Source organism: Pseudomonas sp. 58 R 12, assembly GCF_900005865.1.
GTDB classification, from domain to species: domain Bacteria; phylum Pseudomonadota; class Gammaproteobacteria; order Pseudomonadales; family Pseudomonadaceae; genus Aquipseudomonas; species Aquipseudomonas tritici.
Genome location: NZ_CVTP01000008.1, coordinates 122,744 through 148,566, shown reverse-complemented (window position 1 = coordinate 148,566; position 25,823 = coordinate 122,744). Strand labels below are relative to the sequence as shown.

Sequence of the window (25,823 nt, the reverse complement as noted above, 5' to 3'; positions counted from 1 at the left end):
CATGGCCAACCACGACCTGCACTACACCCCTGACCCAGATGCCGACTCGATTTCATCGGATGTGATCGGCTTCAACGGCATCCTGGTGTCCACCCAGATCCCGACCCGCGCCGATGGCAGCCTGGAACTGGGCGACATCACCCTGCAAAGCGAATGCACCCTGCAAGCCTTGAAAGTCGCGCTGGAAAAGGCCGGCAGTTCCATGGATCGGGTGATGCACTTGACCATCTACCTCACCGACATGGCCGATCGCGCCGCCTTTAATGAGGTCTACAAACGCTTCTTCGCCAAGCCCTGGCCCGTGCGCGCGGCGGTGGGTGTGGCCTCCCTTGCGGTTGAAGGCATGCGCGTGGAAGTCACCGCAATGGCCGCCAAGGCCTAAGCCGAACTCGGTCAAAAATGTGGGAGCGGGCTTGCTCGCGAATGCGGTGTGTCAGTCGACAGATGTATTGGCTGATCCACCGCATTCGCGAGCAAGCCCGCTCCCACATTCGATTGGGTTTGCACCCTCTAAGCATGGGACGCATAGGCCGCCAGCCCTGCGGTAGGTGCCCGCCCAGCGTTTCACAGCTACAATGCGCGCCTCAACCGTGACAAGCCTGACTAAAAAAACTATGTCCTTGCCCAAGCATCACCTCGAATTGCTCAGCCCCGCCCGCGATGTCGCCATTGCGCGCGAGGCCATCCTGCATGGCGCCGACGCCATCTACATCGGCGGCCCGAGCTTCGGCGCGCGCCATAACGCCTGTAACGAAGTGAGTGAGATCGCTTCCCTGGTGGAGTTCGCACGCCGCTACCACGCGCGCGTGTTCACCACCATCAACACCATCCTGCATGACAACGAACTGGAACCCGCGCGCAAGCTGATCCATCAGCTCTACGACGCCGGCGTCGATGCGTTGATCGTGCAAGACCTGGGCGTGATGGAACTGGATATTCCGCCCATCGAGCTGCACGCCAGCACCCAGACCGACATTCGTACCCTCGGCCGCGCCAAGTTCCTCGACCAGGCCGGTTTCTCGCAGCTGGTATTGGCCCGTGAGCTGAACCTGCAGGAAATCCGCGCCATCGCTGATGAAACCGATGCGGCCATTGAGTTTTTTATCCACGGCGCCTTGTGCGTAGCGTTCTCCGGGCAGTGCAACATCTCCCACGCGCAAAATGGCCGCAGCGCCAACCGTGGCGACTGCTCCCAGGCCTGCCGCCTGCCGTACACCTTGAAGGATGACCAGGGCCGCGTCGTGGCGTTTGAAAAGCACCTGCTGTCGATGAAAGACAACAACCAGAGCGCCAACCTGCGCGCCCTGGTCGAGGCCGGCGTGCGCTCGTTCAAGATCGAAGGCCGCTACAAAGACATGGGCTATGTGAAGAACATCACCGCCTATTACCGCCAGCGCCTCGACGAGATTCTTGAAGACCGCCCGGACCTGGCTCGCGCGTCCAGCGGCCGTACGGCGCATTTCTTCCTGCCCGACCCGGAAAAAACCTTCCACCGTGGCAGCACCGACTATTTCGTCAGCGACCGCAAGATCGACATCGGCGCCTTCGACACCCCGACGTTTACCGGCTTGCCGGTGGGTGTGGTGGAAAAAGCCGGCAAGCGCGACTTGCAGGTTGTCACCCATGAGCCGTTGTCCAACGGCGACGGCCTCAATGTGCTGGTCAAGCGTGAAGTCGTGGGTTTCCGCGCCAACATCGCCGAGCCTAAAGGCGAGTTCGAGGAAGACGGCGAGAAACGCTACCGCTACCGCGTCGAGCCGAACGAAATGCCGGCCGGCCTGCATCAACTGCGCCCGAATCATCCGCTGAACCGCAACCTGGACCATAACTGGCAGCAGGCCTTGCAAAAGACCTCCGCCGAGCGCCGTATCGGGCTGGCGTGGGCCGCGCGCCTGCGTGAAGAGCAGTTGGAAGTCACCGCCACCAGCGAAGAAGGCATCAGCGCCAGCGTCACCCTGCCCGGCCCGTTCGGCGTGGCCAACAAGCCGGAACAGGCGCTGGACACCCTGCGCGACCTGCTCGGCCAGTTGGGCACCACCGAATACCACGCGACGGACATCCAGCTGGATGCACCGCAAGCGTTCTTCATCCCCAACTCACAGCTCAAGGCACTGCGCCGCGAAGTGATTGAAGCGCTGACCGCCGCACGCATCGCCGCTCACCCGCGCGGTGGCCGCAAAGCCGAGACCTCGCCGCCGCCGGTGTACCCGGAAGCACACCTGTCGTTCCTGGCCAATGTGTACAACCAGAAAGCCCGCAACTTCTACCACCGTCACGGTGTGAAGCTGATCGACGCCGCCTTCGAAGCCCACGAAGAAACCGGCGAAGTGCCGGTGATGATCACCAAGCACTGCCTGCGTTTCTCGTTCAACCTGTGCCCTAAACAGGCCAAGGGTGTCACCGGCGTGAAGACCAAGGTAGCGCCGATGCAGTTGATCCATGGCGATGAAGTGCTGACCTTGAAGTTCGACTGCAAGCCGTGCGAGATGCACGTGGTGGGCAAGATAAAGGGGCACATCCTCGGTCTGCCGCAGCCGGGCAGTGCGGTGGAGCATTTCAACCCGGAAAACATCATCTTTCAGGGCACGCACTGATCCATCGCCAATATTGGAACAGCTTGTAGTGAGCGGGCTTGTCCCGCGCTGGGCTGCGAAGCGGCCCCAATAAAAAACACCGCGTTCTTCCAGGTAGAACACAGTGTCTGATTTTAGGGCCGCTTCGCAGCCCAGCGCGGGACAAGCCCGCTCACTACAGGCCAGCGCCAGCCGCGCTGCAGGCCGGCAGCCGCCAGCAGAATCGCCACGACCCCCAGCCATTGCAGCCAGCCCAGGCGATGCCCGAAAGCCATCCAATCGACGAAGATCGCTGCAATCGGGTAGATAAACGACAGTGCTCCGGTGATGGCCGTCGGCAATTTCTGGATCGCGCCATACAGCAACACATACATCAAGCCGGTGTGCACCACGCCAAGCGTTACCAGTGCGGCCCAGGCGTCTGGCGCCGTTGGCAGGCTGTTCCAGGGCACTAAAGGCGCCAGCAGCACCGCCCCGGTTGCGACTTGGATCAACGCCATCAAATGCGGCGGTACCTCTTTCAAACGCTTGATGATCAACGCCGCAATCGCATACAAAAACGCTGCGCCCAACGCCAGCGCGATACCCACCAGGTAATCTGCGCCGCTGCTCTGTTGATCGCCATGGGCGGTAACAATCGCCAACATCCCGAGAAACGCCACGCTCAGCCACGCAAGCTTCTGCACGGTGATCTTTTCACCCAGGAACACCGCCGCCAACATCACCAACATGAACGGCTGCACGTTGTACACCGCCGTACTGATGGCAATTGACGCGTGGGAATAGGACTCAAACAGCAACAACCAATTACCGACAATCGCCACGCCACTGAGCATCGCCAGCCCGACCTTGGCCCAGCTGAGCAGGTCCAGGCGCAAGTACCCGAGCAGCGCGCACACCAGCAACAGTGTCAGCCCGCCGATCACGCAGCGCCAGAACACCACTTCGATCACCGACACGCCAGAGACCAATACAAACCAGCCAATGGTGCCCGAGATCAGCATGGCGGCGACCATTTCCCACGACCCGCGACGGATGGATATGTCCATGATTAAGGCTCCTCAAGTGAGGCTCAATTATGGCAATCTGCTTGAGAGCGGCTCCAGTGACTAAAAAAGGTCAAACACCTGGATAGCCTTTACTTATTAGGCGGACCCCATGATTGACACCATCGACCAGCAACTGATCGCCGCTTTGATGGACGACTCACGCCTGTCGCTCAAGGCCTTGGCCGGCATTACCGGGCTGTCTTCGCCCAGTGTTGGCGAGCGTTTGCGGCGTCTTGAAGAGCGCGGCGTGTTGACCCACTACACCGTGGATATCGACCCCAAGCATTTTGGCTATCTGTTGCAGGCCATCGTGCGCATTCGCCCGTTACCCGGCAAATTGCAGGAGGTGGAGCGCCAGATCCAAGCGATCCCCGAGTTCACGGAGTGCGACAAGGTCACGGGCGAGGATTGTTTTATTGCGCGGCTGCATGTGCGCACCATGGATCATCTGGACAGTTTGCTTGACCGGCTTAACGCCTATGCGGAAACCAACACGGCCATCGTCAAGAAAACCCCGGTGAAACGGCGTTTGCCACCGCTGGGGGATTAACACGGCAGTTCTAATGTGGGAGCTGGCTTGCCTGCGATTGCGATCTGCCAGTTGATACTTGCATTGCTGACCCACCGCTATCGCAGGCAAGCCAGCGCCCACAATTCGAACGGCTTCGTTTATTCGTGCAGCGTTTTGGCCGCTACCAGCAAGCCTCGGAACTTGCGGTACCGCGCTTCCAGCACCGGCCGCTGCGTGGCATCAGGCAAATACCTCGCCTTCACCGGCATCCCCGCCTGCAACAACGCCTCCCCCCCCCCGATCGCCAGGAACCCCAGCTTTGCCGCACCGATGCACGCACTCAACTCACTGCCGTGCAAGGTGAAGATTTCCCGCTGCAGGATATTCGCCAGCAACTGCGCCCAGTATTCGCTGCGCGCCCCGCCCCCCACCAGGGCGCAGGCACCGACATTCGCACCCGCCGATTGCACGGCGTGCAAGGCATCGAGCAACCCGAAGCCCACACCTTCCATCACCGCGTAGCCGAGCATGGCGGGCGTGCAGTCATGGCCCAGGCTCATGAATCCACCGCGCAGCAACGGATCGTTATGGGGGGTACGTTCACCGGCGAGGTACGGTAGAAACAGCGGTGTGTTCAAAGGCACAGGCTGCCCTATGGGCAACTGCAGTTGCACGTGGTCCAACAACGTTTGCTCATCCGCCGTGCCGGTCAGCCGCGTCACCCAGCGCAAGCAACTGGCACCGGCCAGCATCGCGCCCATGGTGTACCAACGGTTGGGCAACGCATGGCAGAAGCTGTGCACGGCATTGGCTGGGTTGCCGGCAGCGTGGTCAGTGATGGCGACAATCGCCGCGCTGGTGCCGAGGGTGATGAAGCCATCGCCTGCGTTGATCGCACCGATACCCACGGCGGCCACCGGATTATCGCCACCGCCGCCAGCAATCACTACGTCAGTCGACAGCCCTAGCTCGGTTGCCGTCAAACCCGCACTCGCGGCGCCGCCTTCGACCAACCTGGGCATCTGTTCCGGCACAAGGCCCGTCGCGCGCAGCATCGGGGCGAACCACTCACGCTGTGCCACATCCAGCCACAACGTCCCGGCAGCGTCGGACATCTCGCTGATACGATCGCCACTCAGGCGCAAACGCAGGTAGTCCTTGGGTGACAACACGCAGTCGATGGCCTTGAATACCTCAGGCTCATGCTGTTGCAACCACAGCAATTTCGGCGCCGTGAGCCCGGCCATGGGCAGGCTGCCCGTGACGTCGGCAAACCCCGCCCCCAACTGTTCAGCCTCAGCGATCGCGCGCGAATCGTCCCACAGGATTGCGGGATACAACACGCGGTTGTCCTCCCCCAACAACACAGCACCGTGCATTTGCCCGGACAGGCCGATACACGCCACACGCGCAAACGCCTCGTGCGCACGCAGTTGCCCCAACGCCTGCACACACGCCTGCCACCAATCTTCCGGCGCCTGCTCGGACCAGCCGCTGTGGCGCCGCGACACACTCAGACGCACGCCGGCGTGGGCCAGCACCCTACCGTCGAGGTCCATCAGGATGGCCTTGAGTTCTGAGGTGCCGAGGTCTATTCCGAGGGAAACAGGAAGGTTCATACGTGGTTTTCCAATCAACTACAGCCACATGAGTCACGCCATTGCAGGGTTGGCGCCAGGCGCATGCTCTGGGGCGGTGCCGTGGGCGAAGCCATGCGTTGCAACAACAGGCCGACAGCGCGAGCGCCGAGTGCCTTGACCGGCTGAGCGATCAAGGTCAGGCGCGGCACGAAAAAGTCCGCCCAGTCAAAATCATCAAAGCCGACCAAGGCCATCTGCCCCGGCACGGCGATGTGTGCGTCACGCAGCGCGTGCATGGCGCCGAGGGTCATCAGGTTGTTGCCGGCCATGATTGCCGTGGGCGGCGCGGCCAGGCCCAGCAACTGCGCCGTGGCCTGGCGTGCCGGCTCTGTGTTGGAGCCGCCATTGACCAACAGCTGTGGATCAAACGCCAGCCCCGCCACGTGCAACGCCGCGCGGTAACCGGCCACTCGCTCATCGGTGGTGCTGAACCCCTCGCGTCCGGCGATAAAGCCAATGCGGCGGTGACCATGGGCGATCAGATGTTCAATAAGGGCCTGGGTGGGCTCGGCGTTGTCCACCCCGACCTGGTCAAACTGCTCGCTCATCATGCGGTCCACCAGCACCGCTGGAATCTCGTTGGCGCGCAGGTACTCCAGCGCCTTGGAGCCGTTCGAGGGTGCCAGCACAATCCCGTCGACCCGCCGATGATGCAGCGCCGTGACCACCCGCAGCTCCTGCTCCGGGTCGTCGTGGGTGTCGACAAACAGCATCATGTAGCCGTGTTTGGCGCATTCGGTTTCAATCGCGTGCACCGTTTCACTGAAGTAGTGGTTGGACAGCGCCGAGATCGCCACGCCAATCGTGCTTGTACTTGACCGGGCCAGCGAGCGCGCCAGGGTGTTGGGGATGTACCCCAGCGCCTGGATTGCCTGCTGCACCGCTTGCACCGTGGCCGGGCTGACCTTGCGGGTACCGTTCAACACATGGGACACCGTCGATGTCGACACCCCCGCCCTGCTTGCGACGTCATCCATGGTGACCACGGCGCTGTTCCTCTCACTGATTCAACGTTTACTCGACCAACCGCTGTACGTACCGACGTTGTCACGGGTGATCAGTTTTGGCGTGAGCAGGGTCACCGCTTCGGCTGGGGCTTTGTCATTGAGAATGTCATTGCCCACGTTCACCGCGGTCTGCGCCATGGCCCAAGGGTCCTGGCTGGCGGACGCCTGGATTTGCGTGTCGGTCTTCAGCGCATTCTCGATATCCGGCGCGCCGTCCACCGACGTGATAACGATGCCGCTGCGCTTGAGCTGCTTGGCCGCCAGGTCGCTGCCGATGGCTTGCGGGTCGTTGATCGCGAACAGGCCGTCGATTTTCGGGAAGCGCGTCAGGTAACCCTGCATGGCGTTCAAACCACCTTCGCGCGAGCCCTTGGCGTCCTGGTCATCGGACAGCACCTTGATCTGCGGCGCACTGGCGAGTGCCGCCTTGCACCCTTTGACGCGGTCGGTCACGGCAGTGACTTGCGGGCCGTTCTGGATGATCACATTGCCCTTGCCGGCGAGCTTATCCACCAGGTACTGGCAGGCCAGCTTGCCGGCCTCGACGTTGTCGGTCTGCACGGTGGCGTTCACACCTTTGGCGTCGACATCCACGGCGACCACGACAATGCCGGCGTCGCGGGCTTTCTTGATGGCCGAGGCCATGGCGGACGGGTCTACCGCGTTGATCAGGATCAGGTCGACCTTGGACGAGATAAAGTTGTCGATCTGCGAAAACTGCTTGCTCAAGTCATAGTCGGCCGACACCGAGGTCACCTTGACGTTGGGATTGAGCTCCTTGGCCCGCGCCGTGGCGCCATCGGCCAGGGTCACGAAATACGGGTTACCCAACGAGCCCATGCTGATGCCGAGGGCTTTGAGTTCGCGCGCTTCGACGGCTTGGGACATCAAGGCAGCCAAGGCAATAACGGGAAAGATACGTTTGACGTTCATGCGGGTCTCTCTTGTGATTGTTGTATGAGTGAAATCAGGTCCGCGCACCGGACTGGCGATAACGATCCAGCGCCACTGCGCCAATGATCACGATGCCCTTGATGATGTATTGCCAGATATCCGACACGCCCAGCAGCACCAGGCCGTTGGTGAGTACCGCGATGATCAGCGCGCCGATCAGCGTGCCGCCGATGGTGCCGACGCCGCCGGTAAAGCTGGTGCCGCCAAGGATCACCGCGGCAATCGCGTCCAGCTCATAGGATTGCCCCAGTTGCAGGCCGTTGGCCGCGAACAGGCGCGAAGCGCTCATCACCGCGCCCAGCCCGGCCAACGCACCGGACATGGCGTAGACGAACAGCAACACCTTCCACACCTTGATCCCCGACAATCGCGCCGCTTCCGGGTTACCGCCCACCGAGTAGATCTGCACGCCCATCACCGTGCGCCGCAGGATAAACCACGACAGCGCCACCACCGCGACGGCAATGATCACCAGCCAGGGCACACCGAGCACCGAGTCATTGCCGATAAACGCAAACGGCAGGTCGGGGTTGAACACGGTCTTGTCATCGGCCAACAGGCGCGCCAAACCGCGCATGGCGGTCAGTGCGCCGAGGGTGACGATAAACGGCGGCAGGCGCATAAAGGCGATCAATCCGCCGTTGACCAGGCCCAGCAACAGCCCGAAGCCAATACCGGCGGCAATCCCGAACATGCCGAACTGCGGCGACATCGACGCTTGCAACGCCACCACCGCCGACGCGGCCAGGATCGCGCCCACCGACAGGTCGATACCCGCCGTGAGAATCACAAAGGTCATGCCCGCCGCCAGCACCACGTTCACCGAGGCCTGCTGGGTGATGATCGACAGGTTCTGCACCGTCAGGAAGTTCTCGCTGGCCAAGGCAAAGCCCACCAGCAACAGGATCAGCACCGGCAACATGCCGACGGTGCGCATCAACTCGCGTGCGCGTTCAGCTTTACCTATTGTTGCAACGTTCAATTCAGCCATTGGCAACCACCTGATCGCCACCGGTGGCGAGGTCAATAATACGTTCCTGGGAGATGACGTGGCCGGAAGCCCCGCCGACTTCGGCCACCAACTGGCCTTCGCGCATGATCAGCACGCGGTCGCAGGTGCCGATGATTTCCGGCAGCTCGCTGGAAATCACCACAATGCCGACACCGGCCTGCGCCAGTTGATTGATGATGCGGTAGATCTCGGACTTGGAACCGATGTCCACGCCGCGTGTAGGCTCGTCGAGGATCAGCACATGCGGCTTGACCTCCAACAGTCGCGCCAGCAGCACCTTTTGCTGATTGCCGCCGGACAGCGCGCCGACATTGACCTTGCCCGACGCCACGCGAATCGACAGTGACTGGATCGCGTCCCTCGCGCGTTGCGCCGCGTGGCCACGATCGAGCACACCGCCGGCATGCGCATCCGGTACACACGCGCAGACATTGATGTTGTCGGCCACGCTCATGTCGAGGAACAGGCCCTGGGCCTTGCGGTCTTCGGTGAGGTAAACGACGCCGGCGCGAATCGCATCCGCCGGGGTGCGCAGTTGGGTGATGGTCTTGCCGACCACTTCCAGGGTGCCGGAGGTGCGTGGGTCGGCGGCAAAGATCAGCCGTGCCAGTTCGGTGCGCCCTGCCCCGACCAGGCCGGCAATACCGAGCACTTCGCCGGCATGCAGGTCGAAACTACAGTTGCGCACGCGCTTGCCATCGGCCATGTCGCGCACGCGCATCACCACGTTGCCGGGGTTATACGCAGCGTGTTCCTTCTTGTAGAACCCCGACAGGTCGCGGCCTACCATCATTTTCACGAGCACTTCGGCCGACAGCGCCTCGCGGGTCAGCTCGCCGATGTATTGGCCGTCACGCAGCACCGAAACGCGGTCCGACAGCTCGTAGATCTCGGCCATGCGGTGGCTGATATAGATGATCGCCAACCCTTGGCTGCGCAGCTGTTTGATCAGCGCGAACAAACGGTCGGTCTCGCGGGATGACAAGGGTGTGGTGGGTTCGTCCATCACCAGGATCTTGGCGTGGGCATGCAAGGCGCGGGCGATTTCCACCAGTTGGCGCTCGGCAATCGACAGGTTGCTGACCCGCGTTGACGGGGTGAAATCCGCGCCAAGGCGTTGCAGCACCTCGATGCACCCGGCCTCCATGCCTTTGCGGTCGATGGTCCAGCCACGCCGCAGTTCGCGGCCCAGGTAGATGTTCTCGGCCACGCTCAGGTTCGGGCACAGGCTCAGTTCCTGATAGATCACGGCAATGCCGAGGGCTTTGGCGGTGGCGGGGTCGAAGGTGGGGATGGGCTGGCCGGCAATGCGGATTTCACCGCCGGGGTCGGCTTGATAGGCGCCGGAAAGGATTTTCATCAAGGTCGATTTGCCGGCACCGTTCTCCCCCATCAAGGCGTGGATTTCGCCGGGGTAGACCTTCAGGCCGACATTCTTGAGCACGCGCAAACCATTGAAGGTTTTGCTGATGCCCTGCATCTCAAGTAAGGGTTCAAGGCTCATGAATGAGCTCCTGGAATTATTATTTTTGTAATCGAGTGGGCCGACTCTAATTCAGATACATTTTCTTACGCAAGCGCTTGCGTTGACCATTTGTCGATTGATGAAACGTTTCATCACCCTCAAATTCGAAAACCACTGTTTTCGGATCGAATATATCCATTCGAAGGTATTTCTCCCTTAGCCAGCCATCAAAACGCCATAATTTCTGCTATTGTCCAAGGACCTCATCTCCTCCTCGTCGCCTCCAAGCGATCTTCTGTGAGCATGCTCTGCGCCATCGCCGATTGACGATGACGGGCCTGAATACCACGGAACGCCACAGCGATGGACACACCGTTACCCGAACAGCCGCAATCGCGCGCCGAAAAAATCGTCGAGTTCAAACGCCAGAAAACCCTGCTCAAGACCGGCGCCCTGCAAGACGCCATCTTCAACAGCGCCTATTTCTCGAGCATCGCCACCGACGAGAAAGGCGTGATCCAGATCTTCAACGTTGGCGCCGAACGCATGCTCGGCTATGCCGCCGCCGATGTGGTCAACCGCATCACCCCCGCCGATATCTCCGACCCCATCGAACTGGTCACCCGCGCGGCCGCGCTCAGCCAGGAACTGGACACGCCGATCACGCCGGGCTTCGAAGCGCTGGTGTTCAAGGCCTCCCGGGGTATCGAAGACATCTACGAGCTGACCTATATCCGCAAGGATGGCAGTCGCCTGTCGGCCATGGTGTCGGTGACCGCCTTGCGCAACCGGCATGACACGATCATCGGTTACCTGCTGATCGGCACCGACAACACCGCGCGCAAGCAGGAAGAAGCCGAACGCAAAGGCTTCGAGCGCGCCCTGGAAGAGAAGAACCTGGAGCTGGAGCACGCCAGCCACATGAAGTCCGAGTTCCTCGCCACCATGTCCCACGAACTGCGCACGCCGCTGAATGCGGTGATCGGTTTTTCCGAGGCGCTCAAGGACGGGCTGGTCGGCGAAATGAGCGAGACCCAGCGCGAGTACATCGGTGACATCTTCACCAGCGGCCAGCACTTGCTGTCATTGATCAACGACATTCTCGACCTGTCCAAGGTCGAGGCCGGCATGATGGAGCTGGAACTGGAGAGCGCGGAGCTTTCCGGCTTGTTGGCCAACAGTCTGTTGATCGTGCGGGAAAAGGCCGCGCTGCAACGTATTCAACTGAAGCTGGAAAGCCCTGAAGACCTCGGCTGCCTGGAACTGGACCTGCGCAAGACCAAGCAGATCGTCTACAACCTGCTGGCCAATGCGGTGAAGTTCAGCGAGCACGGCAGCTCAGTGACGCTGACGGTGCGCCAGGTGGCCCGCGAGCAGGTCGGGCAGATTCCCGGCGAATGGCCGGTGTACCGCTTCGACTTGCCCGACAGTGCGCATCAACAGTTCCTCGAGTTGAGCGTCAGCGACACCGGGATTGGTATCGCTGAGGACGACATGGGCAAGCTGTTCAAGGCGTTCAGCCAGATCGACAGCGGCCTGGCGCGCAAATTCGAAGGCACCGGCCTGGGGCTGGCGATGGTCAAGCAACTAACGGATTTGCACGGCGGCAGTGTTGCCGTGGCCAGCCGTGAAGGCTGTGGCGCGCGGTTTGTCGCGTGGTTGCCGCTGCATCGCACGCCGGAGGCAGCATGGCCGAGATCCTGATCATTGAAGACAATGAAGCCAATATGCGCCTGGCGCGCTTGTTGTTGGTGAATGCCGGCCACACGGTGCTGTGGGCACCCGATGCCGAAACCGGCATGACCCTGGCCCGCGCACAACAGCCGGCGTTGATCCTGATGGACATTCAACTGCCCGGCATGGACGGCCTGGCGGCCACGGCACTGCTCAAGCAAGACCCGCTGACCGCACACATCCCGGTGATCGCCCTGACGGCCATGGCGATGAAAGAAGACCGCGAAAAGACCCGGCTCGCCGGGTGTGACGCCTACATCACCAAGCCGTTGCGTTACAAAGAGCTGTACCAAGTGATCGACACCTTGCTGCAAACGCCCAACAGACCCCTCACATGAGTCCGCTCCATGGCCAGCCAACCCGCGACGTTGTTGATCGTTGATGATGAACCCCAGGTGCGCAAACTCCTGGAAACCCTGCTGCAACACGAGGGCTACCAGACCCTGAGTGCGAGCAGCGGTGAAGAAGCCTTGCAGTTGGTGGCGCAGCAGCCCCCGGACCTGATCCTGCTGGACGTGATGATGCCGGGCATGGACGGCTATGAAGTCGCCAGCCAATTAAAGGGTGATGACACCACCGCGGGTATTCCGATCATCATGTTATCCGCCCTCAGTGAGCAAAGCGCCCGTGTCAGTGGGCTGGAGGCCGGTGCCGAGGAATTCATCAGCAAGCCGGTCGAGCGTGTCGAGTTGTGGTTACGAGTGCGCAACCTGCTGCGGCTCAAAGAACGTGGTGACCTGGCAAGCCATTCGCGCGAGCTGGGGCAACTGCAAACGGGAATGAATGTGCATGACTTGGCCCTTCAGGACCTCGAAAATGCCTTGCGCCACGCCGTCGAGCGCGAAGACTTCACCGTGCATTACCAGCCCAAGGTCGATATCGCCAGCGGCCGCCTCTGCGCCCTCGAAGCGCTGCTGCGCTGGGAGAGGCCCGACTACGGCCCCGTATCCCCGGCCGTGTTTGTGCCGATATTGGAACGCCTTGGGCTGATTGTGCCTGTGGGACGCTGGGTGATAGAGCAGGTGTGCCAACAGATTGCCGAGTGGCAACGTGGCGCCATTGGTGCGGTGGAGGTGTCGGTGAACGTCTCCGGCCATCAACTGATCGAAGGCGACCTGATTGCCGATATCGCGCGCACCCTGGCGCAAACCGGGGTCGAGCCGCATTGGCTCGAAGTGGAGCTGACCGAAGGCTCCTTGATGGAAAACACCCAGCACACCATCGCCAGCCTGCAGCGCCTGCACGCCATGGGCGTGAAGATTTCCATCGATGACTTCGGCACCGGCTATTCGAGCCTGGCGTACCTGCGGCGTTTTCCTATCGATACGTTGAAGATCGACATTGCGTTTATCCGCGAAGTCACCACCAACCCGCAGGACGCGGCGATCACCCGCACCATCATTGAACTGGCCCACAGCCTCAAACTGCGGGTGGTGGCTGAAGGCGTGGAAACCCAGGCGCAGTTGGCGTTCTTGAAAGAGGCCGGTTGTGATCAGATCCAAGGTTACCTGTTCAGCCGGCCGTTGCCGGTGGAAACCCTGGAGCGCTTGTTGCTGGAGCGTTGAGAGGTCCCGCTCACTACACAGTTGCGTCGAGTTGGGGGGGAGCGCTACGGATCCAGCACACGCTGGCCTTCTTCCACGTAGTCGCCCAGGCGTTTCTCGAACACCAGCACGCCGGCGCAGGTTGGTTTTAGCGGGCTGTCGTTTATGGGTCAAATAGGTCGCGAATGAATGTTCGAGACCGCAATCACATTGAACCTGCTTGCGGCGCGTGCTCTCAAACCTGAACAGACCACGGCCCTGGTGCATGCTCGATGACTTTTATTCTATGGATGGCCGTACTGGGCGCTGTATTGCTTACCCTTGCCCTCACCTCCTCCTATCTGCGCTGGATGCCTGTCACGACCTCGGCGGTGTGCTTGCTGTTGGGCGTGGGGATCGGCCCACTGGGCGTGGATTTGCTGCACCTGGATATCCAGCACTCCGCGCGCTGGATGGAACACCTGACCGAAGTTGCCGTGCTGTTTTCGCTGTTCGTCAGCGGCTTGAAGCTGCGCCTGCCGCTCAAACATCGCACCTGGCGCATCGCGTTTGGCATGGCCGGGCCGGTGATGTTGCTGACCATCCTTGGCATCTGCCTGGCGCTGCATTACGTGTTTGCGTTGCCGTGGGGCGCGTCGTTACTGGTGGGTGCGATCCTGGCGCCCACGGATCCCGTGCTGGCGGGCCTGGTGCAGGTCAATAACGCTCAGGATTACGACGCGCTGCGCTTCGGCCTGTCCGGCGAAGCAGGCTTGAACGACGGCACGGCCTTCCCCTTTGTGATCTTTGCCCTGCTATTTATGCAGCACGGTGGGTTTGACGGGGATTGGCTGGGCGGCTGGGCGTTGAAAAACCTGCTCTGGGCAGTGCCCGCCGGGCTGTTGATCGGCTATTGGATGGGGCGCGGCATTGGCCGCGTGACGCTGTGGTTGCGCATCACCCACAGTGACAGCACGCTCTCGCCTAACGATTACCTGACGCTCGCCCTGATTGCGCTGGCCTACGTGGTCGCCGAGGCGGTGGGCGGTTATGGCTTCCTGTCGGTGTTTGCCGCCGGGCTCGGCTTGCGCCAGGCGGAGTTCCGCTCTACCGGTCATTCGCAGACACCGTCGGAGCACTTGGCGCTGCCGGTGGTGGGTCACTTGGAAGTCGAGCCTGAGCGCGCATTGCAGGGGGATGTGAGCGATCTGCAGGATACGCAGATCGCCGCCGGCGTGATGATGGGCGACATGCTGTCATTTGGTAGCCTGGTCGAGCGCTCGATGGAGGTGTTCCTGGTGACGGTGCTGGGGATCGTGCTGGTGAGCCATTGGGATTGGCGGGCGCTGCCGATGGCGGCGCTGCTGTTTTGCGTGATTCGCCCCGTCAGTGTGCTGGCGATGCCCTGGGGCAGCCTGGTCGATCACCGGCAGCGCGGCCTGATGGGCTGGTTCGGTATACGGGGGATTGGCAGTATTTATTACCTGTTCTACGCACTCAATCATGGGCTGATCGGTACCAGCAGTGTGGTGGCGGTGAACCTGACCTTGTCAGTGATCGCCTTGAGCATCGTCGTTCATGGCCTGAGTACCCAGCCAATGCTGGCGTGGTATGAACGACGAGCCAAGGTCAACACTCAGTCCTGATGCTCGGTATTGCCCACATCCGCCGCTTCATCCAGATCGTTGAGCGGCACTTCTGCGTCATCCATCAACGAGCCAGGGTCTTCATTGCCTGGGTCGTTGAGTTCCTCATCAAGTTCTTTTGACATGACCGTCTCCTCTAACCGCCTTGGGTATCGATATCGGCATCGGTTTCAGCCTTGGGCTCTGGCTCAGGCTCGAAGTCTGGACTGTAGTCGTTTTCTTCAGCCTTGGGGTCTTTGGCGGGTGCCGGGTCTTTGGGCGCGTCGGCGGCAGTACCTGGTGCTGGTTCGCCGCCGTCGATGGCCGGGTCGTTGCGACCGCTGACTTGGGGATCGTCGTGTGTGCTCATGGGTCACCTCTTCGCAGTGTTGGGAAAATGAAGCCTGCGTAAAGGTAAGGTCACGCCCTGGGCAATGAAGTTCAACTTGCTTATGAGCCTGGGTTATCGACCTGAATGTAGAACGCATAGGCGGCGAGCATTATCCAAAACACCATGAAGATCCACGGTGTACGCACCGAGAACAGCAAGGATTTGCGATAGCCCTTGTGCGAGGACTCGACTTCGGAAAACAGCGGCGACTCGTCATAAGCCAAGCCCATCACCGGCTCGCTGCGCAGCAGTTCGCTCTGTTTGAAGTGCCAGTGATCGATGATGTCATACGCTGCGCGGATGCCGGGCCAGGCGTTGAGGGAGCTGAGAATGCCCAGGAGCGCTAGGAACAGCGGGACCACCAGGGTGAACAATTTGCCCCATTCCGGGTTGAGGTTGCCCATGCCAGACACAAAGGCGATGACCAAGAACGACTGCGCCGTCAGGTAGGCGTCGGTGCGGTTGGCCAGGATCGAGGTTTCGTACTGTATCTCGCGCCGGTAGAAGTCGAGGCGGTCTTTGGGTGAGCCGAAGATCTTGGCGTTGTGCTCACTGTGATCGGTCAGGGTCGATTCTGGGCTGTCAGGGGATATGATTCTGGGCACATGCGTGCTCCGTTTTGGATCGAGTCTGTTTAGAAGGAAGGGGCGGCGGCGAAGTTCAAGTTAGTTCGCGCACCAATCTGGCGCATTTTGTAGTGAGCGGGCTTGCCCCGCGCCGGATTGCGTAGCGCTCCCGCCCTTTTGGGGGCCGCTGCGCAGCCCAGCGCGGGGCAAGCCCGCTCACTACAATAGGGTTATTGGCGGTTTCGGCACAGGCATTGCTTAACCCTTTCATCACCCACCTGCCTTGCCCGGTTACAGGAGCATTCGTTACCCACCGACCCAGAGCCGACCCCATAAGAAAGTAAGGACCAGGCCGGTTGGCACCTTCAGCCACGGCCTTATAAAAATGCGTTTTTTGAAGCGGCAGTGCCACTTGGCTATCCTCGGCACTGACAAGGTACTGGAATGGCTCGATCTTTCTTCGATGAAATGAATGACGCAAACGGCGCGTGCCGTGCGCATTATCAAGACTTCTCCCGCTGGCTGGCGAATACGCCGCCGGAGCTGCTGGCCCAGCGTCGCCGTGAAGCCGACTTGCTGTTCCACCGCGCCGGGATTACGTTCACGCTGTATGGTGACGAGCAAGACACCGAGCGCTTGATCCCCTTCGACATCATCCCCCGCAGCATCCCCGCCAGCGAATGGAGCGTGATCGAACGCGGTTGTATCCAGCGCGTCAACGCGTTGAACATGTTCCTTGCCGACATCTACCACGACCAGCGCATTATCAAGGCCGGGATCATTCCAGCGGAACAGGTGCTGGGCAACGAGGGTTATCAGAAGGCCATGGTCGGCCTGGACCTGCACCGCGACATCTACTCGCATATTTCCGGTGTCGACCTGGTGCGCGATGGCGACGGCACCTACTACGTGCTCGAAGACAACCTGCGCACCCCCAGCGGCGTGAGCTACATGCTCGAAGACCGCAAAATGATGATGCGCCTGTTCCCCGAGGTCTTCGCCAAGCAGCGCATCGCGCCGGTGGACCATTACCCCAACCTGCTCCTTAAGACCCTGAAAAGCGCCAGCCGCCTGGATAACCCCAACGTGGTGGTGCTGACGCCTGGGCGCTTTAACAGTGCGTTCTTCGAGCATGCGTTCCTGGCCCGGGAAATGGGCGTGGAACTGGTGGAAGGCGCCGACTTGTTCGTACAGGACCTCAAGGTGTTCATGCGCACCACCGACGGCCCCAAGCCGGTGGACGTGATTTACCGGCGTATCGACGACGCCTTCCTCGACCCCAAGGCCTTCAACCCCGACTCGATGCTTGGCGTGCCCGGTCTGGTGGCCGCTTATTGCGCCGGCAACGTGGTGCTGGCCAATGCCATCGGCACCGGCGTGGCTGATGACAAGTCGATCTACCCCTATGTGCCGGAGATGATCCGCTTCTACCTGGATGAAGAACCGGTGCTGCAAAACGTGCCGACCTTCCAGTGCCGCAAACCCGATGAGCTGTCCCACGTCCTGGCCAACCTGCCGCAACTGGTGGTCAAGGAAACCCAGGGCTCCGGCGGCTACGGCATGCTGGTCGGCCCGGCCTCCAGCGCCGCCGAGATCGAGGACTTCCGCCAACGCATCAAGGCCCGACCCCACGCGTATATCGCCCAACCCACACTGAGCCTGTCCACCTGCCCCACCTTTGTCGAGAACGGCATTGCTCCGCGGCATATCGACCTGCGGCCCTTTGTGCTGTCGGGCAAGGAAACCCGCCTGGTACCTGGTGGCCTTACCCGTGTTGCGCTGAAGGAAGGCTCACTGATCGTCAACTCGTCGCAAGGCGGCGGAACCAAGGACACCTGGGTGGTGGAGGACTGAGTATGTTGAGTAGAACCGCCGCAGATCTGTACTGGATGTCCCGTTACCTAGAGCGCGCCGAGAACCTGGCGCGCATGCTCGAGGTCAGTTACTCCCTGTCGTTGATGCCCCAGGCCGGGCGCAGTGATGGCCTGGATGAACTGGCCATGTCGCTGCTCAGCAGCGGCACCCTGGACAATTACCTTGAGCGGCATACGCAGCTGGATGCCGAGCGCATGTTGCACTTCTTTGCCCTCGACGAAGAGAACCCCGCCAGCATCTATAACTGCCTGCGCGCGGCCCGCGGCAATGCCCATGCGGTGCGCGGGCGTATCACCGCCGACATGTGGGAAAACCTCAACGCCACCTGGCTGGAGATGCGCAGCATCGCCGCCGGCGGCCTGGCGCGGCATGGCATCAGCCACTTTTGTGATTGGGTCAAGCAGCGTTCACACCTGTTCCGGGGGGCTACCTCCGGGACGATCATGCGCAATGACGCCTATCGGTTTATCCGCCTGGGCACCTTCGTGGAGCGTGCGGACAACACCTTGCGCCTGCTGGATGCGCGCTATGAGATGTTTGGCGAGGAGTCGGAAGAAGTCAGTGACTTGTCGGCACGCGGTTATTACCAATGGAGCGCCCTGCTCCGCGCGTTGTCGTCGTTCGAGGCGTACACCGAGTTGTATCCGAATGCGTTGAATGCTCGCTCGGTCTCAGAGTTGCTGTTGTTGCGCAGTGATGTGCCGCGTTCGTTGCATGCGTGTATCGAGGAGTTGAGTCATATCCTGGCGGACTTGCCCGGCAGTTACGGGCGCACGGCGCAGCGGTTGGCGGCGGAGTTTGAGGCGCGGCTCAGGTATACGGGGATTGATGAGATTCTTGAGGATGGGTTGCATAGCCGGTTGACGGAATTCATTGACACGGTTCGGGAGTTGGCGCAGGCGATTCATAGTTCATATCTGGAAGTGGTTTAGCACACGACGCTGATCAAAATGTGGGAGCGGGCAAGCCCGCTCCTACATTTGGTTGGGGTGGGTTTACGGTTTTTGTAGGAACGCGAGGATTAGCGTGTTGACCTGCTGGCTTTGTTCGTTCTGGATCCAGTGGCCGCAGTTGGGCAGCACGTGTTGTTCAAGGTGAGGCACTGAATCGGGCATGCGCTTGAGCGTGTGGGCCTCGAATATCCCGACCGGGTCTCGGTCACCGATCAGGAATAGCGTGGGTTGCAACACCTGCTGGCCAGCCAGGCATTCGGTGCGTTGCCAGTTGCGTTCAAAGTTGCGGTACCAGTTCAGCGGGCCACGAAAACCGTGGTCGGCGAAGGTTTTTACGTAGACGTCCAGATCTGCCTGGGAACACCATTGCGGCAATGCGCCGGGCGCGGGAACGCCCTCAAGTAACCGGGCGCTCGGCGGTTTCTTTTGCAAAAACACATCCTGATCCTGCATGAACAGGCGCAACGTGCGCTCGATGTCAGCGTTCAGCTCCTGCTCGGCAACGCCCGGCTCCTGGAAATACAGGATGTAGTTGAAGCGGTCGGCGTACAGCTCACGCATGATTTCGATCACCGGCCGCCGCGCGCGTCCGGCGAAAGGCACGGACATCGTGACCAAGCGCGTGACACGCTGGGGTTCGAGCAACGCCAGGTGCCAGGCCACCACTGCCCCCCAGTCATGGCCGACCATCACCACCTGCGCATGGCCAAAATGGTCCATGGCCTGCTGGATATCCCCGCACAGGGTCAGCAGATCATAATCGGCGATCGCGGCGGGCGAACTGGTCTGGCCGTAGCCGCGCATTTCCGGGGCGAACACTCGGTAACCCGCAGCCGCCAATGCGCCAATCTGCTCGCGCCAGGAGTGCCAGCATTCCGGAAAACCATGGAGCAGCCAGATCGGCGGACCTTCGTCGGCTCCCGTGACCTGCACACTTAATTCAATGCCGTTGACCTGGATCCTGTGCTGCCGGGTAGCGTTCATCAGTGGCGTCCTTGTGTAGTTTGCGCTCGCGGTACTCTCGCGGTGAGCAATTCATCAAACGTTTGAAAGCACTGCTGAATGCGCTGTCCGACTGATAACCCAATGCCTGGCCGATGCTGGACACACTGCTGCTGGAGGTGTTCAACGCCTGCACCGCCAAATGCATACGCCAGCGGGTCAGATATGCCTGAGGTGCCATGCCAACACGTTGCTTGAAATGCTGGGCGAAGGTCGAGCGAGACTGATTGGCCGTGCCTGCCATTTCGCTCAATGTCCAACGCCGTGCCGGTTCTGCGTGCACTTGCGCCAGTACCGGCGCCAACCTCGGATCGGTCAATGCCGCCAGCCAACCGGTGGTACTGGCGCCCAGGGAAGCTTGATAGAGGCGCAGGATTTGCACCAGCATCATTTGCGCCAAATGCTCGGTCATCAACGCCGCACCCAGCTTCGGGCTGGCGTATTCAAGAGACAGGCGCTCCAGGCACCAACGCAACACACTGGCCTGGTCGGAGCGAGCACTGATACGCACCACCGGTGGCAATCCCTCCAGCAAGAGGCGGGCTTCATCACCGTAGTAAAACAGTCCGCCAATCAGAAACAGATCAGCCGTATCACCCAGGCTGGCGATACCGCCCACGGCCTTGCTGTAGACCTGCCGAGCATCGACCCCCTCCAGTGCCAGGTGGCTGGATAATTTCCACGGTCGATTTTGCGTCAATAGAAAGCAATCACCTTCATACAGCCGGACGGGCACGATCATCCCTTCTACTTCCAGCCAACACTCGCCCTCTACTACCGCGTTGAACTTGATGCCACCCGGTGGTGGAAAATCCAGCGCCCAGTCGCCGCCCGCCTTCAAACCCGCAAAATACGAGCGGTGACTGCGTAACAACGCCACCACATCAGACAGGATATCCATAAATAAAAAAGCTCCGGACGATCGCGACAGAAATACAGACTTTAGGCTATTCCGAGTCCGGCCCCAAAAAAACACTATAGGTCCTCCTGAGTGGAGAGCCTTATGACCAGCAAGCAAACCCCTATTAACAGCGGATTCGACGGTGCGACGACAGCCACACAAGCATTGGCGGGTAAAGATTTACACGGTATGACCGTTATCGTTACCGGTGGCTATTCCGGCATTGGCCTGGAGGCCGTACGGACATTGGCGGGCGCAGGCGCGCAGGTGATCGTTCCTGCACGCGATGCGCTTAAAGCCGAGCGCAACCTACGCGGGATCCGCGGCGTTGAACTGGCCAGCCTGGATTTGTTCGACGCGGCCTCTATTGACCGCTTCGCCCAGGACTTCCTGGCGTCCGGGAGGGCGTTGCATCTTTTGATCAACAGCGCGGGGATCATGGCTACCCCACTGCAAAGGAACGCCAACGGCCTGGAAGCGCAGTTCGCCACCAACCACCTGGGTCACTTTCAGCTGACCGCCCGCCTGTGGCCGGCCTTGTGTAAAACAAGCGGTGCGCGCGTGGTGACGGTGTCGTCCCTCGGGCATCGTTTGAGCCCCCTGCACTTCGAAGATCCCCAATTTGAACGCCGTGCCTATGACAAGTGGCTGGCCTACGGTCAGTCAAAAACCGCCAACGCGCTGTTCGCCGTGGCGCTGGACCAGCGTGGCCGGGCATGCGATGTGCGCGCGTTTTCGGTACACCCCGGTGAAATCCTCACTGACCTGCTCCGTTACCTGGACAAAGACGACCTGGCGTTCGTCGGCGCGCTGGATGAACACGGGAATATTCGCCCGGCCAGTCATTACAAGAACCCTGAACAAGGCGCCGCGACGATGGTGTGGTGTGGCGTCAGTCCCCAACTTGAGGGGCTGGGCGGCCTGTACTGCGAAGATTGCGATGCGGCCGCCCCCGCTCACGATGAACGCGGGCGCAACGGCGTCTATCCGTGGGCCGTCGACCTGGAGCACGCCGAGCGGTTGTGGGCCTTGAGCGAACGACTGTGTGGCGTCACGCTCTGATCGTCGGTGCCCACCAACGCGGCAACAACTGGCGCACCCGCGCCTCGCCGAACCGGTCATCGATCAACATCACCACGCCCCGATCCTGCTGGCTACGGATCACCCTGCCCGCCGCCTGAACCACTTTCTGAATGCCGGGGTACAGGTAGGTGTAGTCGTAACCTGCGCCGAAGATCGCGCCCATGCGCAGTTTCATCTGTTCGTTGACCGGGTTCAGCTGGGGCAGCCCGAGGGTGGCAATAAAGGCACCGATCAAGCGAGCGCCGGGCAAATCAATGCCCTCGCCAAATGCGCCACCCAGTACGGCAAAACCGATGCCCTGGCTGTGCTCGGTGAACTGGTCAAGAAAGGCCTGGCGCTCGGCCTCCGTCATGCCGCGTGACTGCTGCCAGAGCACGATCCGCGGATGTCGTTCGCCGAGCAACTGCGCCACCTGCTGCAGGTAATCAAAGCTTGAGAAAAACGCCAGGTAGTTGCCAGGCTGTTGGGTGTACTGGTGGGCGATCAGCTCAACGATGGGTTCCAACGAAGCGTTGCGATGCACGAAGCGTGTGGAGATTGCATCGACGATGCGCACCTGCAGTTGCTCGGCCTTGAACGGTGACTCCACGTCGATCCACGCAGTATCCGCCGGCAGGCCCAGCAAGTCGGCGTAGTAATGACGGGGGCTGAGGGTGGCGGAAAACAGCACACTGCTGCGGGCCGCGGTCAATCGCGGGCGGATGAACTCGGCGGGCACCACGTTGCGCAGGCACAAGGTAGAGCTGCTGCGTTTGCCACTGAACTGGCGCTTGCTGATATCGAAAATAAAGTGCTCGTTGAACAGCTCGGCAACCTTGGCAAATTGTAGCACCTCGAAATAAAACGCTTGCAGGTCGCCACTGAGTGACTCGGGGTGCGCGTTGAAATAGTCGCCCATGGCGCTGGCGCACAGGGTCAGGGCCTGCAACAGTTTTTCGGGTCGGGCGGCGTAGGCCTGGTAGGGCGCGAGCTGGCCCTTGTGCAGCGCGTTCCACTCACGGTTAACGCGCTGCAACGGTTTCTTCAAGGCTTCGGGCGCGGTGTCCCGCAGGGTCTTGAGGCTGTACTGGTCAAGGCTGGCGCTGTACATCGAACGGGCACGTTCGACCAGGTTGTGCGCCTCGTCCACCAACACGGCGGCGCGCCACTGATTGAGCTGTGCGAGGCCAAACAGCATGGCGCCAAAGTCGAAGTAGTAGTTGTAGTCGGCGACCACCAGGTCGGCCCAGCGCGCCATTTCCTGGCTCAGGTAGTAAGGGCAAACGTCATGGGCCAGGGCGACGTCGCGCAGGTTTCGCTGATCGAGCAGGCGCACCTTGGACGCGGCAATGCGCGCGGCGGGCAAGCGGTCATAGAAGCCTTGGGCCAGGGGGCAGGAATCGCCGTGGCAGGCTTTGTCCAAGTGTTCACAGGCTTTGTCCCGTGCCACCAGCTCCAGCACGCGCAATGGCAGGCCGGGGCTGCTGGCGTGTAGCACTTGGGCCGCATCCAGGGCGAGCTTGCGGCCGGGGGTCTTGGCGGTGAGGAAGAACAGCTTGTCCAGTTGCTGGGGCGCCAGGGCCTTGAGCAAAGGGAAAATCGTGCCGATGGTCTTACCGATACCCGTCGGCGCCTGGGCCATCAGGCAACGCCCGGTGCTGACGGCCTTGTACACCGACTCGGCCAGCGAACGCTGGCCAGGACGAAACCCGGCATGGGGAAAAACCAGGGTGTGCGCGGCGTCGTTGCGCGCTTCGCGATGCTGCATTTCCTGCTGGGCCCAACCGAGGAACAGCGCGCATTGCTGATTGAAGAACGCCTCCAGCTCAGTCGCTTGAAAGCGTTGGTTCAGCACTGTCTCGCCTTCGCCGACGATATCGAAGTACACCAGTGCCAGGTCGATGTCCGAAAGGCCGAGTTTCTGGCACATCAGCCAACCGTAGATTTTGACCTGGGCCCAATGTAGTTGGCGATGGTTGGCGGGCTGGGCGTGGAGGTCGCCGCGATAGGTTTTGACTTCTTCCAGACGGTTGGCGTCCGGGTCATAGCCGTCCGCCCTGCCCCGCACCTTGAGCTGCTGGTAGTCGCCTTCAAGCGCGACCTCATTCTGGTAGTGCTTGCTGCGCCGTGAAGCGACGGTGCGGTGGCCGATAATGCCTTCCTGGGCGCTGGGGGAAGGCGTAAAGCGCAGGTCCAGGTCACCGACCTTGGCCGTGAACTCGCACAGTGCACGCACGGCAACGCTGTAACTCAAGCGGACTCTGCCCAGCGCACATAGCAGACCGTCACCGGCATCTGGTATTCACCGCAGAACTCCAGCCAGCGCAACTGGTTGTCTTGCAGGCGATCGCCAGGGCCCTTGACCTCGATCATGCGGTAGGTCTTTTGCTCGGGCCAGAACTGGATCAGGTCGGGCATGCCAGTGCGGTTGGCGCGGATGTCCAGCAGCAGCCGTTCAAACCAGTAATGCAGGTGCTCGGCGGGCAGGCACGCCAAAGCCTGTTCCAGCAGCTCTTCGCTAAGCAGGTTCCAGAACACAAAGGGCGACTGGATTCCCCACTTTTCGCTATAGCGCTGGCGGATGGTGGTTTTATAGCGCTCGTCCTGCAACTGCTCGAAACAACCGGCGAACAGCGGCGCGCGGCGCTGGTGGAAGTCCTCACTGTGCAAATCTGCGGGGCCGCGCTGGAATGGGTGGAAAAACGAACCTGGCAGCGGCGCAAAGATCACGTCCCAGCACAGCAGGCCGAACAGCGAGTTGATCAGTCCGTTTTCAACGTAATGCACCGGCCCATCGGGCTCGCTGAGGTGAGCCTTCACGCAGTACTCCACCGACATCAACGGCTCGGGCAGCGTCAGGGCCAGATCCAGTCGCGTGACCGGTCGGGGCTTGGTTTTGGGCAAAGCCGGTTCGCCCAATTTGCGGCGCAGGCGTGGCAACACACGCAACACGTGTTGCTGCTCGGCGGCGCTTTCCGGCATGTGTTGAGCGGCGTAAGCCAGGGCAATGGCCTGGGTGTAATGCTCCTGGCGCTCCAGCACGCGGATCAGTCGCGCGCGGGCACCTGGGTAGGCGCACGCGCGATAAATCTGCTCCGCCAAACCCAGTTCCGCATTGCGTTCACAGTACTGGCCCACTTGGAACAACAGCTTGGCCCGGCGTTTTTCCAGCCAGGGGTTGTCGGTGTTCAGGGTGGCGATGCGCACGAGTACCTCTTGCAACGCCTGGCCCGTTTCAAAAGCTTGCTGGCACTGGTGCAAGAACAAAAATCCGTGCACGTCGTCACGGCTGCGCAACCCCCGGGACTCGGCACAGAATTCGACTTTTTCATAGGTATAGATGCCAAGGTCGGCCAGCACGAATTCTGACCAGTCCTGATGCAGGTTGCCAAAGAACATCAGGCGCAGGCGGTCGCACAAATCCATCACGGTGAGGCTGTACAGCGTGTCAGCCAGGGCGGGGCACCAGGTGGCGAAACTGCGGCTGTCGGCAAACTGCGCCGCCAACCCCTCCATCCAGTCGGTTTTCCTCGCTTTGGGTTGGTCGATCCAAGGCTTGAACGTCGCGAGAAGTTCGCCTTTCTGCAACAAGGCGAACAGCTCTTCAAAACCCAGCAGGCATTGATCATCTACCCAACCCAGTGCCAACAACGGCCCGGCAGCGGCGTGCGGACAGCCGATCTCGAGGTAATTGAGCTTGCCCGCACGAAAATGCACACCCTTGCGCATCACCATGCGCACCAACAACGCTTGGGAAGCCTGCGGCAACCTGTCAAATTGCTGAATGAAATGCTGTTCGTCCGCATCGAGCAGATCTGCATAGCGTTGCCCCAGCCAATGCAGGACCTGGCGGAAGTTATGCAGGTAATAGAGCGGGTCTTCGAGGGGATTGGCCATGGCGCACAGCGATCAAGTACTGGTTATGCATACAGAGTGCCGTCGCAGATGCCAGGTTGCAATCGGTAATAGATAAATGGCGC

At 61.0% G+C, this 25,823-nt stretch carries 23 protein-coding genes; 10 read left to right on the top strand and 13 right to left on the bottom strand.

The window, feature by feature from the left end; translation table 11 throughout:
• Nucleotide 1 precedes the first annotated feature (1 nt).
• Together BFP95_RS04100 and BFP95_RS04095 are read left to right on the top strand one after the other, a co-directional pair.
• Nucleotides 2–382 carry a RidA family protein gene (locus tag BFP95_RS04100; RefSeq protein WP_065909333.1) on the top strand — a complete coding sequence of 127 codons (381 nt, stop codon included), beginning with the start codon at nucleotides 2–4 and terminating at the stop codon, nucleotides 380–382.
• Between the two features lie 232 nt (nucleotides 383–614).
• A complete protein-coding gene (locus tag BFP95_RS04095) occupies nucleotides 615–2,594 on the top strand; it encodes a peptidase U32 family protein (protein WP_065880502.1) in 1,980 nt (659 codons plus the stop codon).
• A gap of 113 nt (nucleotides 2,595–2,707) precedes the next feature.
• On the opposite strand, the gene BFP95_RS04090 is transcribed toward BFP95_RS04095, so the two are convergent.
• A complete protein-coding gene (locus BFP95_RS04090; RefSeq protein ID WP_065873120.1) occupies nucleotides 2,708–3,622 on the bottom strand; it encodes a DMT family transporter in 915 nt (304 codons plus the stop codon).
• Nucleotides 3,623–3,731: 109 nt separating this feature from the next.
• On the opposite strand from BFP95_RS04090, the gene BFP95_RS04085 reads away from it, so the two are divergent.
• Nucleotides 3,732–4,172, top strand: a complete 441-nt coding sequence (locus tag BFP95_RS04085) for an Lrp/AsnC family transcriptional regulator (RefSeq protein WP_049708345.1) — start codon at nucleotides 3,732–3,734, stop codon at nucleotides 4,170–4,172.
• A gap of 119 nt (nucleotides 4,173–4,291) precedes the next feature.
• On the opposite strand, the gene xylB is transcribed toward BFP95_RS04085, so the two are convergent.
• The 5 genes from xylB to BFP95_RS04060 are packed head-to-tail and all read right to left on the bottom strand — an operon-like array spanning nucleotide 4,292 to nucleotide 10,250.
• Complete coding sequence (gene xylB / locus BFP95_RS04080; RefSeq protein ID WP_065909331.1) at nucleotides 4,292–5,752, bottom strand: xylulokinase; 1,461 nt, start codon at nucleotides 5,750–5,752, stop codon at nucleotides 4,292–4,294.
• A 14-nt stretch (nucleotides 5,753–5,766) separates the two neighbouring features.
• Nucleotides 5,767–6,759, bottom strand: a complete 993-nt coding sequence (locus tag BFP95_RS04075) for a LacI family DNA-binding transcriptional regulator (RefSeq protein WP_065909329.1) — start codon at nucleotides 6,757–6,759, stop codon at nucleotides 5,767–5,769.
• A gap of 21 nt (nucleotides 6,760–6,780) precedes the next feature.
• Nucleotides 6,781–7,713 (bottom strand): ABC transporter substrate-binding protein, encoded by a 933-nt coding sequence (locus BFP95_RS04070; RefSeq protein WP_065873123.1) that lies wholly within the window; start codon nucleotides 7,711–7,713, stop codon nucleotides 6,781–6,783.
• A gap of 34 nt (nucleotides 7,714–7,747) precedes the next feature.
• Nucleotides 7,748–8,725, bottom strand: a complete 978-nt coding sequence (locus tag BFP95_RS04065; protein WP_065873124.1) for an ABC transporter permease subunit — start codon at nucleotides 8,723–8,725, stop codon at nucleotides 7,748–7,750.
• A complete protein-coding gene (locus BFP95_RS04060) occupies nucleotides 8,718–10,250 on the bottom strand; it encodes a sugar ABC transporter ATP-binding protein (protein WP_065909327.1) in 1,533 nt (510 codons plus the stop codon). The genes BFP95_RS04065 and BFP95_RS04060 overlap by 8 nt, the downstream gene beginning before the upstream one ends.
• 324 nt (nucleotides 10,251–10,574) lie before the next feature.
• Between BFP95_RS04060 and BFP95_RS04055 the strand changes: the two genes are divergently transcribed.
• The 4 genes from BFP95_RS04055 to BFP95_RS04040 all read left to right on the top strand — a co-directional run bounded on the left by BFP95_RS04055 (nucleotide 10,575) and on the right by BFP95_RS04040 (nucleotide 15,114).
• Nucleotides 10,575–11,915: a sensor histidine kinase gene (locus BFP95_RS04055; protein ID WP_065873126.1), complete on the top strand. Its 1,341-nt coding sequence runs from the start codon at nucleotides 10,575–10,577 to the stop codon at nucleotides 11,913–11,915.
• On the top strand, nucleotides 11,900–12,283 hold the full coding sequence (locus BFP95_RS04050) for a response regulator (RefSeq protein ID WP_065909326.1): 384 nt from the start codon (nucleotides 11,900–11,902) through the stop codon (nucleotides 12,281–12,283). Before BFP95_RS04055 ends, BFP95_RS04050 begins: the two co-directional genes overlap by 16 nt.
• Before the next feature lie 9 nt (nucleotides 12,284–12,292).
• On the top strand, nucleotides 12,293–13,510 hold the full coding sequence (locus tag BFP95_RS04045; RefSeq protein WP_065909325.1) for an EAL domain-containing response regulator: 1,218 nt from the start codon (nucleotides 12,293–12,295) through the stop codon (nucleotides 13,508–13,510).
• Nucleotides 13,511–13,761: 251 nt separating this feature from the next.
• Nucleotides 13,762–15,114, top strand: coding sequence for a cation:proton antiporter (locus BFP95_RS04040; RefSeq protein WP_065909323.1), 1,353 nt, complete (start codon nucleotides 13,762–13,764; stop codon nucleotides 15,112–15,114).
• Here the strand turns inward: BFP95_RS04040 and BFP95_RS29915 are convergent.
• The 3 genes from BFP95_RS29915 to BFP95_RS04030 all read right to left on the bottom strand — a co-directional run bounded on the left by BFP95_RS29915 (nucleotide 15,105) and on the right by BFP95_RS04030 (nucleotide 16,089).
• Nucleotides 15,105–15,239 carry a hypothetical protein gene (locus BFP95_RS29915; protein WP_256530457.1) on the bottom strand — a complete coding sequence of 45 codons (135 nt, stop codon included), beginning with the start codon at nucleotides 15,237–15,239 and terminating at the stop codon, nucleotides 15,105–15,107. The two genes, BFP95_RS04040 and BFP95_RS29915, sit on opposite strands and share 10 nt — an antisense overlap.
• Nucleotides 15,240–15,250: 11 nt before the next feature.
• Complete coding sequence (locus tag BFP95_RS04035; protein ID WP_049708360.1) at nucleotides 15,251–15,463, bottom strand: hypothetical protein; 213 nt, start codon at nucleotides 15,461–15,463, stop codon at nucleotides 15,251–15,253.
• Between the two features lie 80 nt (nucleotides 15,464–15,543).
• Entirely contained in the window at nucleotides 15,544–16,089 is a 546-nt protein-coding gene (locus BFP95_RS04030) for a hypothetical protein (RefSeq protein WP_065873130.1), read from the bottom strand.
• Nucleotides 16,090–16,494: 405 nt separating this feature from the next.
• Between BFP95_RS04030 and BFP95_RS04025 the strand changes: the two genes are divergently transcribed.
• Together BFP95_RS04025 and BFP95_RS04020 are read left to right on the top strand one after the other, a co-directional pair.
• The gene (locus tag BFP95_RS04025) at nucleotides 16,495–17,904 is read left to right on the top strand and encodes a circularly permuted type 2 ATP-grasp protein (protein WP_065873131.1); all 1,410 of its coding nucleotides are present in this window, start codon (nucleotides 16,495–16,497) and stop codon (nucleotides 17,902–17,904) included.
• A gap of 2 nt (nucleotides 17,905–17,906) precedes the next feature.
• Entirely contained in the window at nucleotides 17,907–18,857 is a 951-nt protein-coding gene (locus tag BFP95_RS04020) for an alpha-E domain-containing protein (RefSeq protein ID WP_065873132.1), read from the top strand.
• 63 nt (nucleotides 18,858–18,920) lie between these two features.
• On the opposite strand, the gene BFP95_RS04015 is transcribed toward BFP95_RS04020, so the two are convergent.
• Complete coding sequence (locus BFP95_RS04015) at nucleotides 18,921–19,862, bottom strand: alpha/beta fold hydrolase (protein WP_065873133.1); 942 nt, start codon at nucleotides 19,860–19,862, stop codon at nucleotides 18,921–18,923.
• The gene (locus BFP95_RS04010; RefSeq protein ID WP_065873134.1) at nucleotides 19,819–20,781 is read right to left on the bottom strand and encodes an AraC family transcriptional regulator; all 963 of its coding nucleotides are present in this window, start codon (nucleotides 20,779–20,781) and stop codon (nucleotides 19,819–19,821) included. The genes BFP95_RS04015 and BFP95_RS04010 overlap by 44 nt, the downstream gene beginning before the upstream one ends.
• A gap of 102 nt (nucleotides 20,782–20,883) precedes the next feature.
• On the opposite strand from BFP95_RS04010, the gene BFP95_RS04005 reads away from it, so the two are divergent.
• Nucleotides 20,884–21,843, top strand: a complete 960-nt coding sequence (locus BFP95_RS04005) for an oxidoreductase (protein ID WP_065909321.1) — start codon at nucleotides 20,884–20,886, stop codon at nucleotides 21,841–21,843.
• Here BFP95_RS04005 and BFP95_RS04000 read toward each other — a convergent pair.
• Nucleotides 21,833–24,097 carry an ATP-dependent DNA helicase gene (locus BFP95_RS04000; protein ID WP_065909319.1) on the bottom strand — a complete coding sequence of 755 codons (2,265 nt, stop codon included), beginning with the start codon at nucleotides 24,095–24,097 and terminating at the stop codon, nucleotides 21,833–21,835. The two genes, BFP95_RS04005 and BFP95_RS04000, sit on opposite strands and share 11 nt — an antisense overlap.
• Nucleotides 24,094–25,740, bottom strand: a complete 1,647-nt coding sequence (locus BFP95_RS03995; protein ID WP_065909317.1) for a VRR-NUC domain-containing protein — start codon at nucleotides 25,738–25,740, stop codon at nucleotides 24,094–24,096. The genes BFP95_RS04000 and BFP95_RS03995 overlap by 4 nt, the downstream gene beginning before the upstream one ends.
• Between the last annotated feature and the right edge of the window lie 83 nt (nucleotides 25,741–25,823).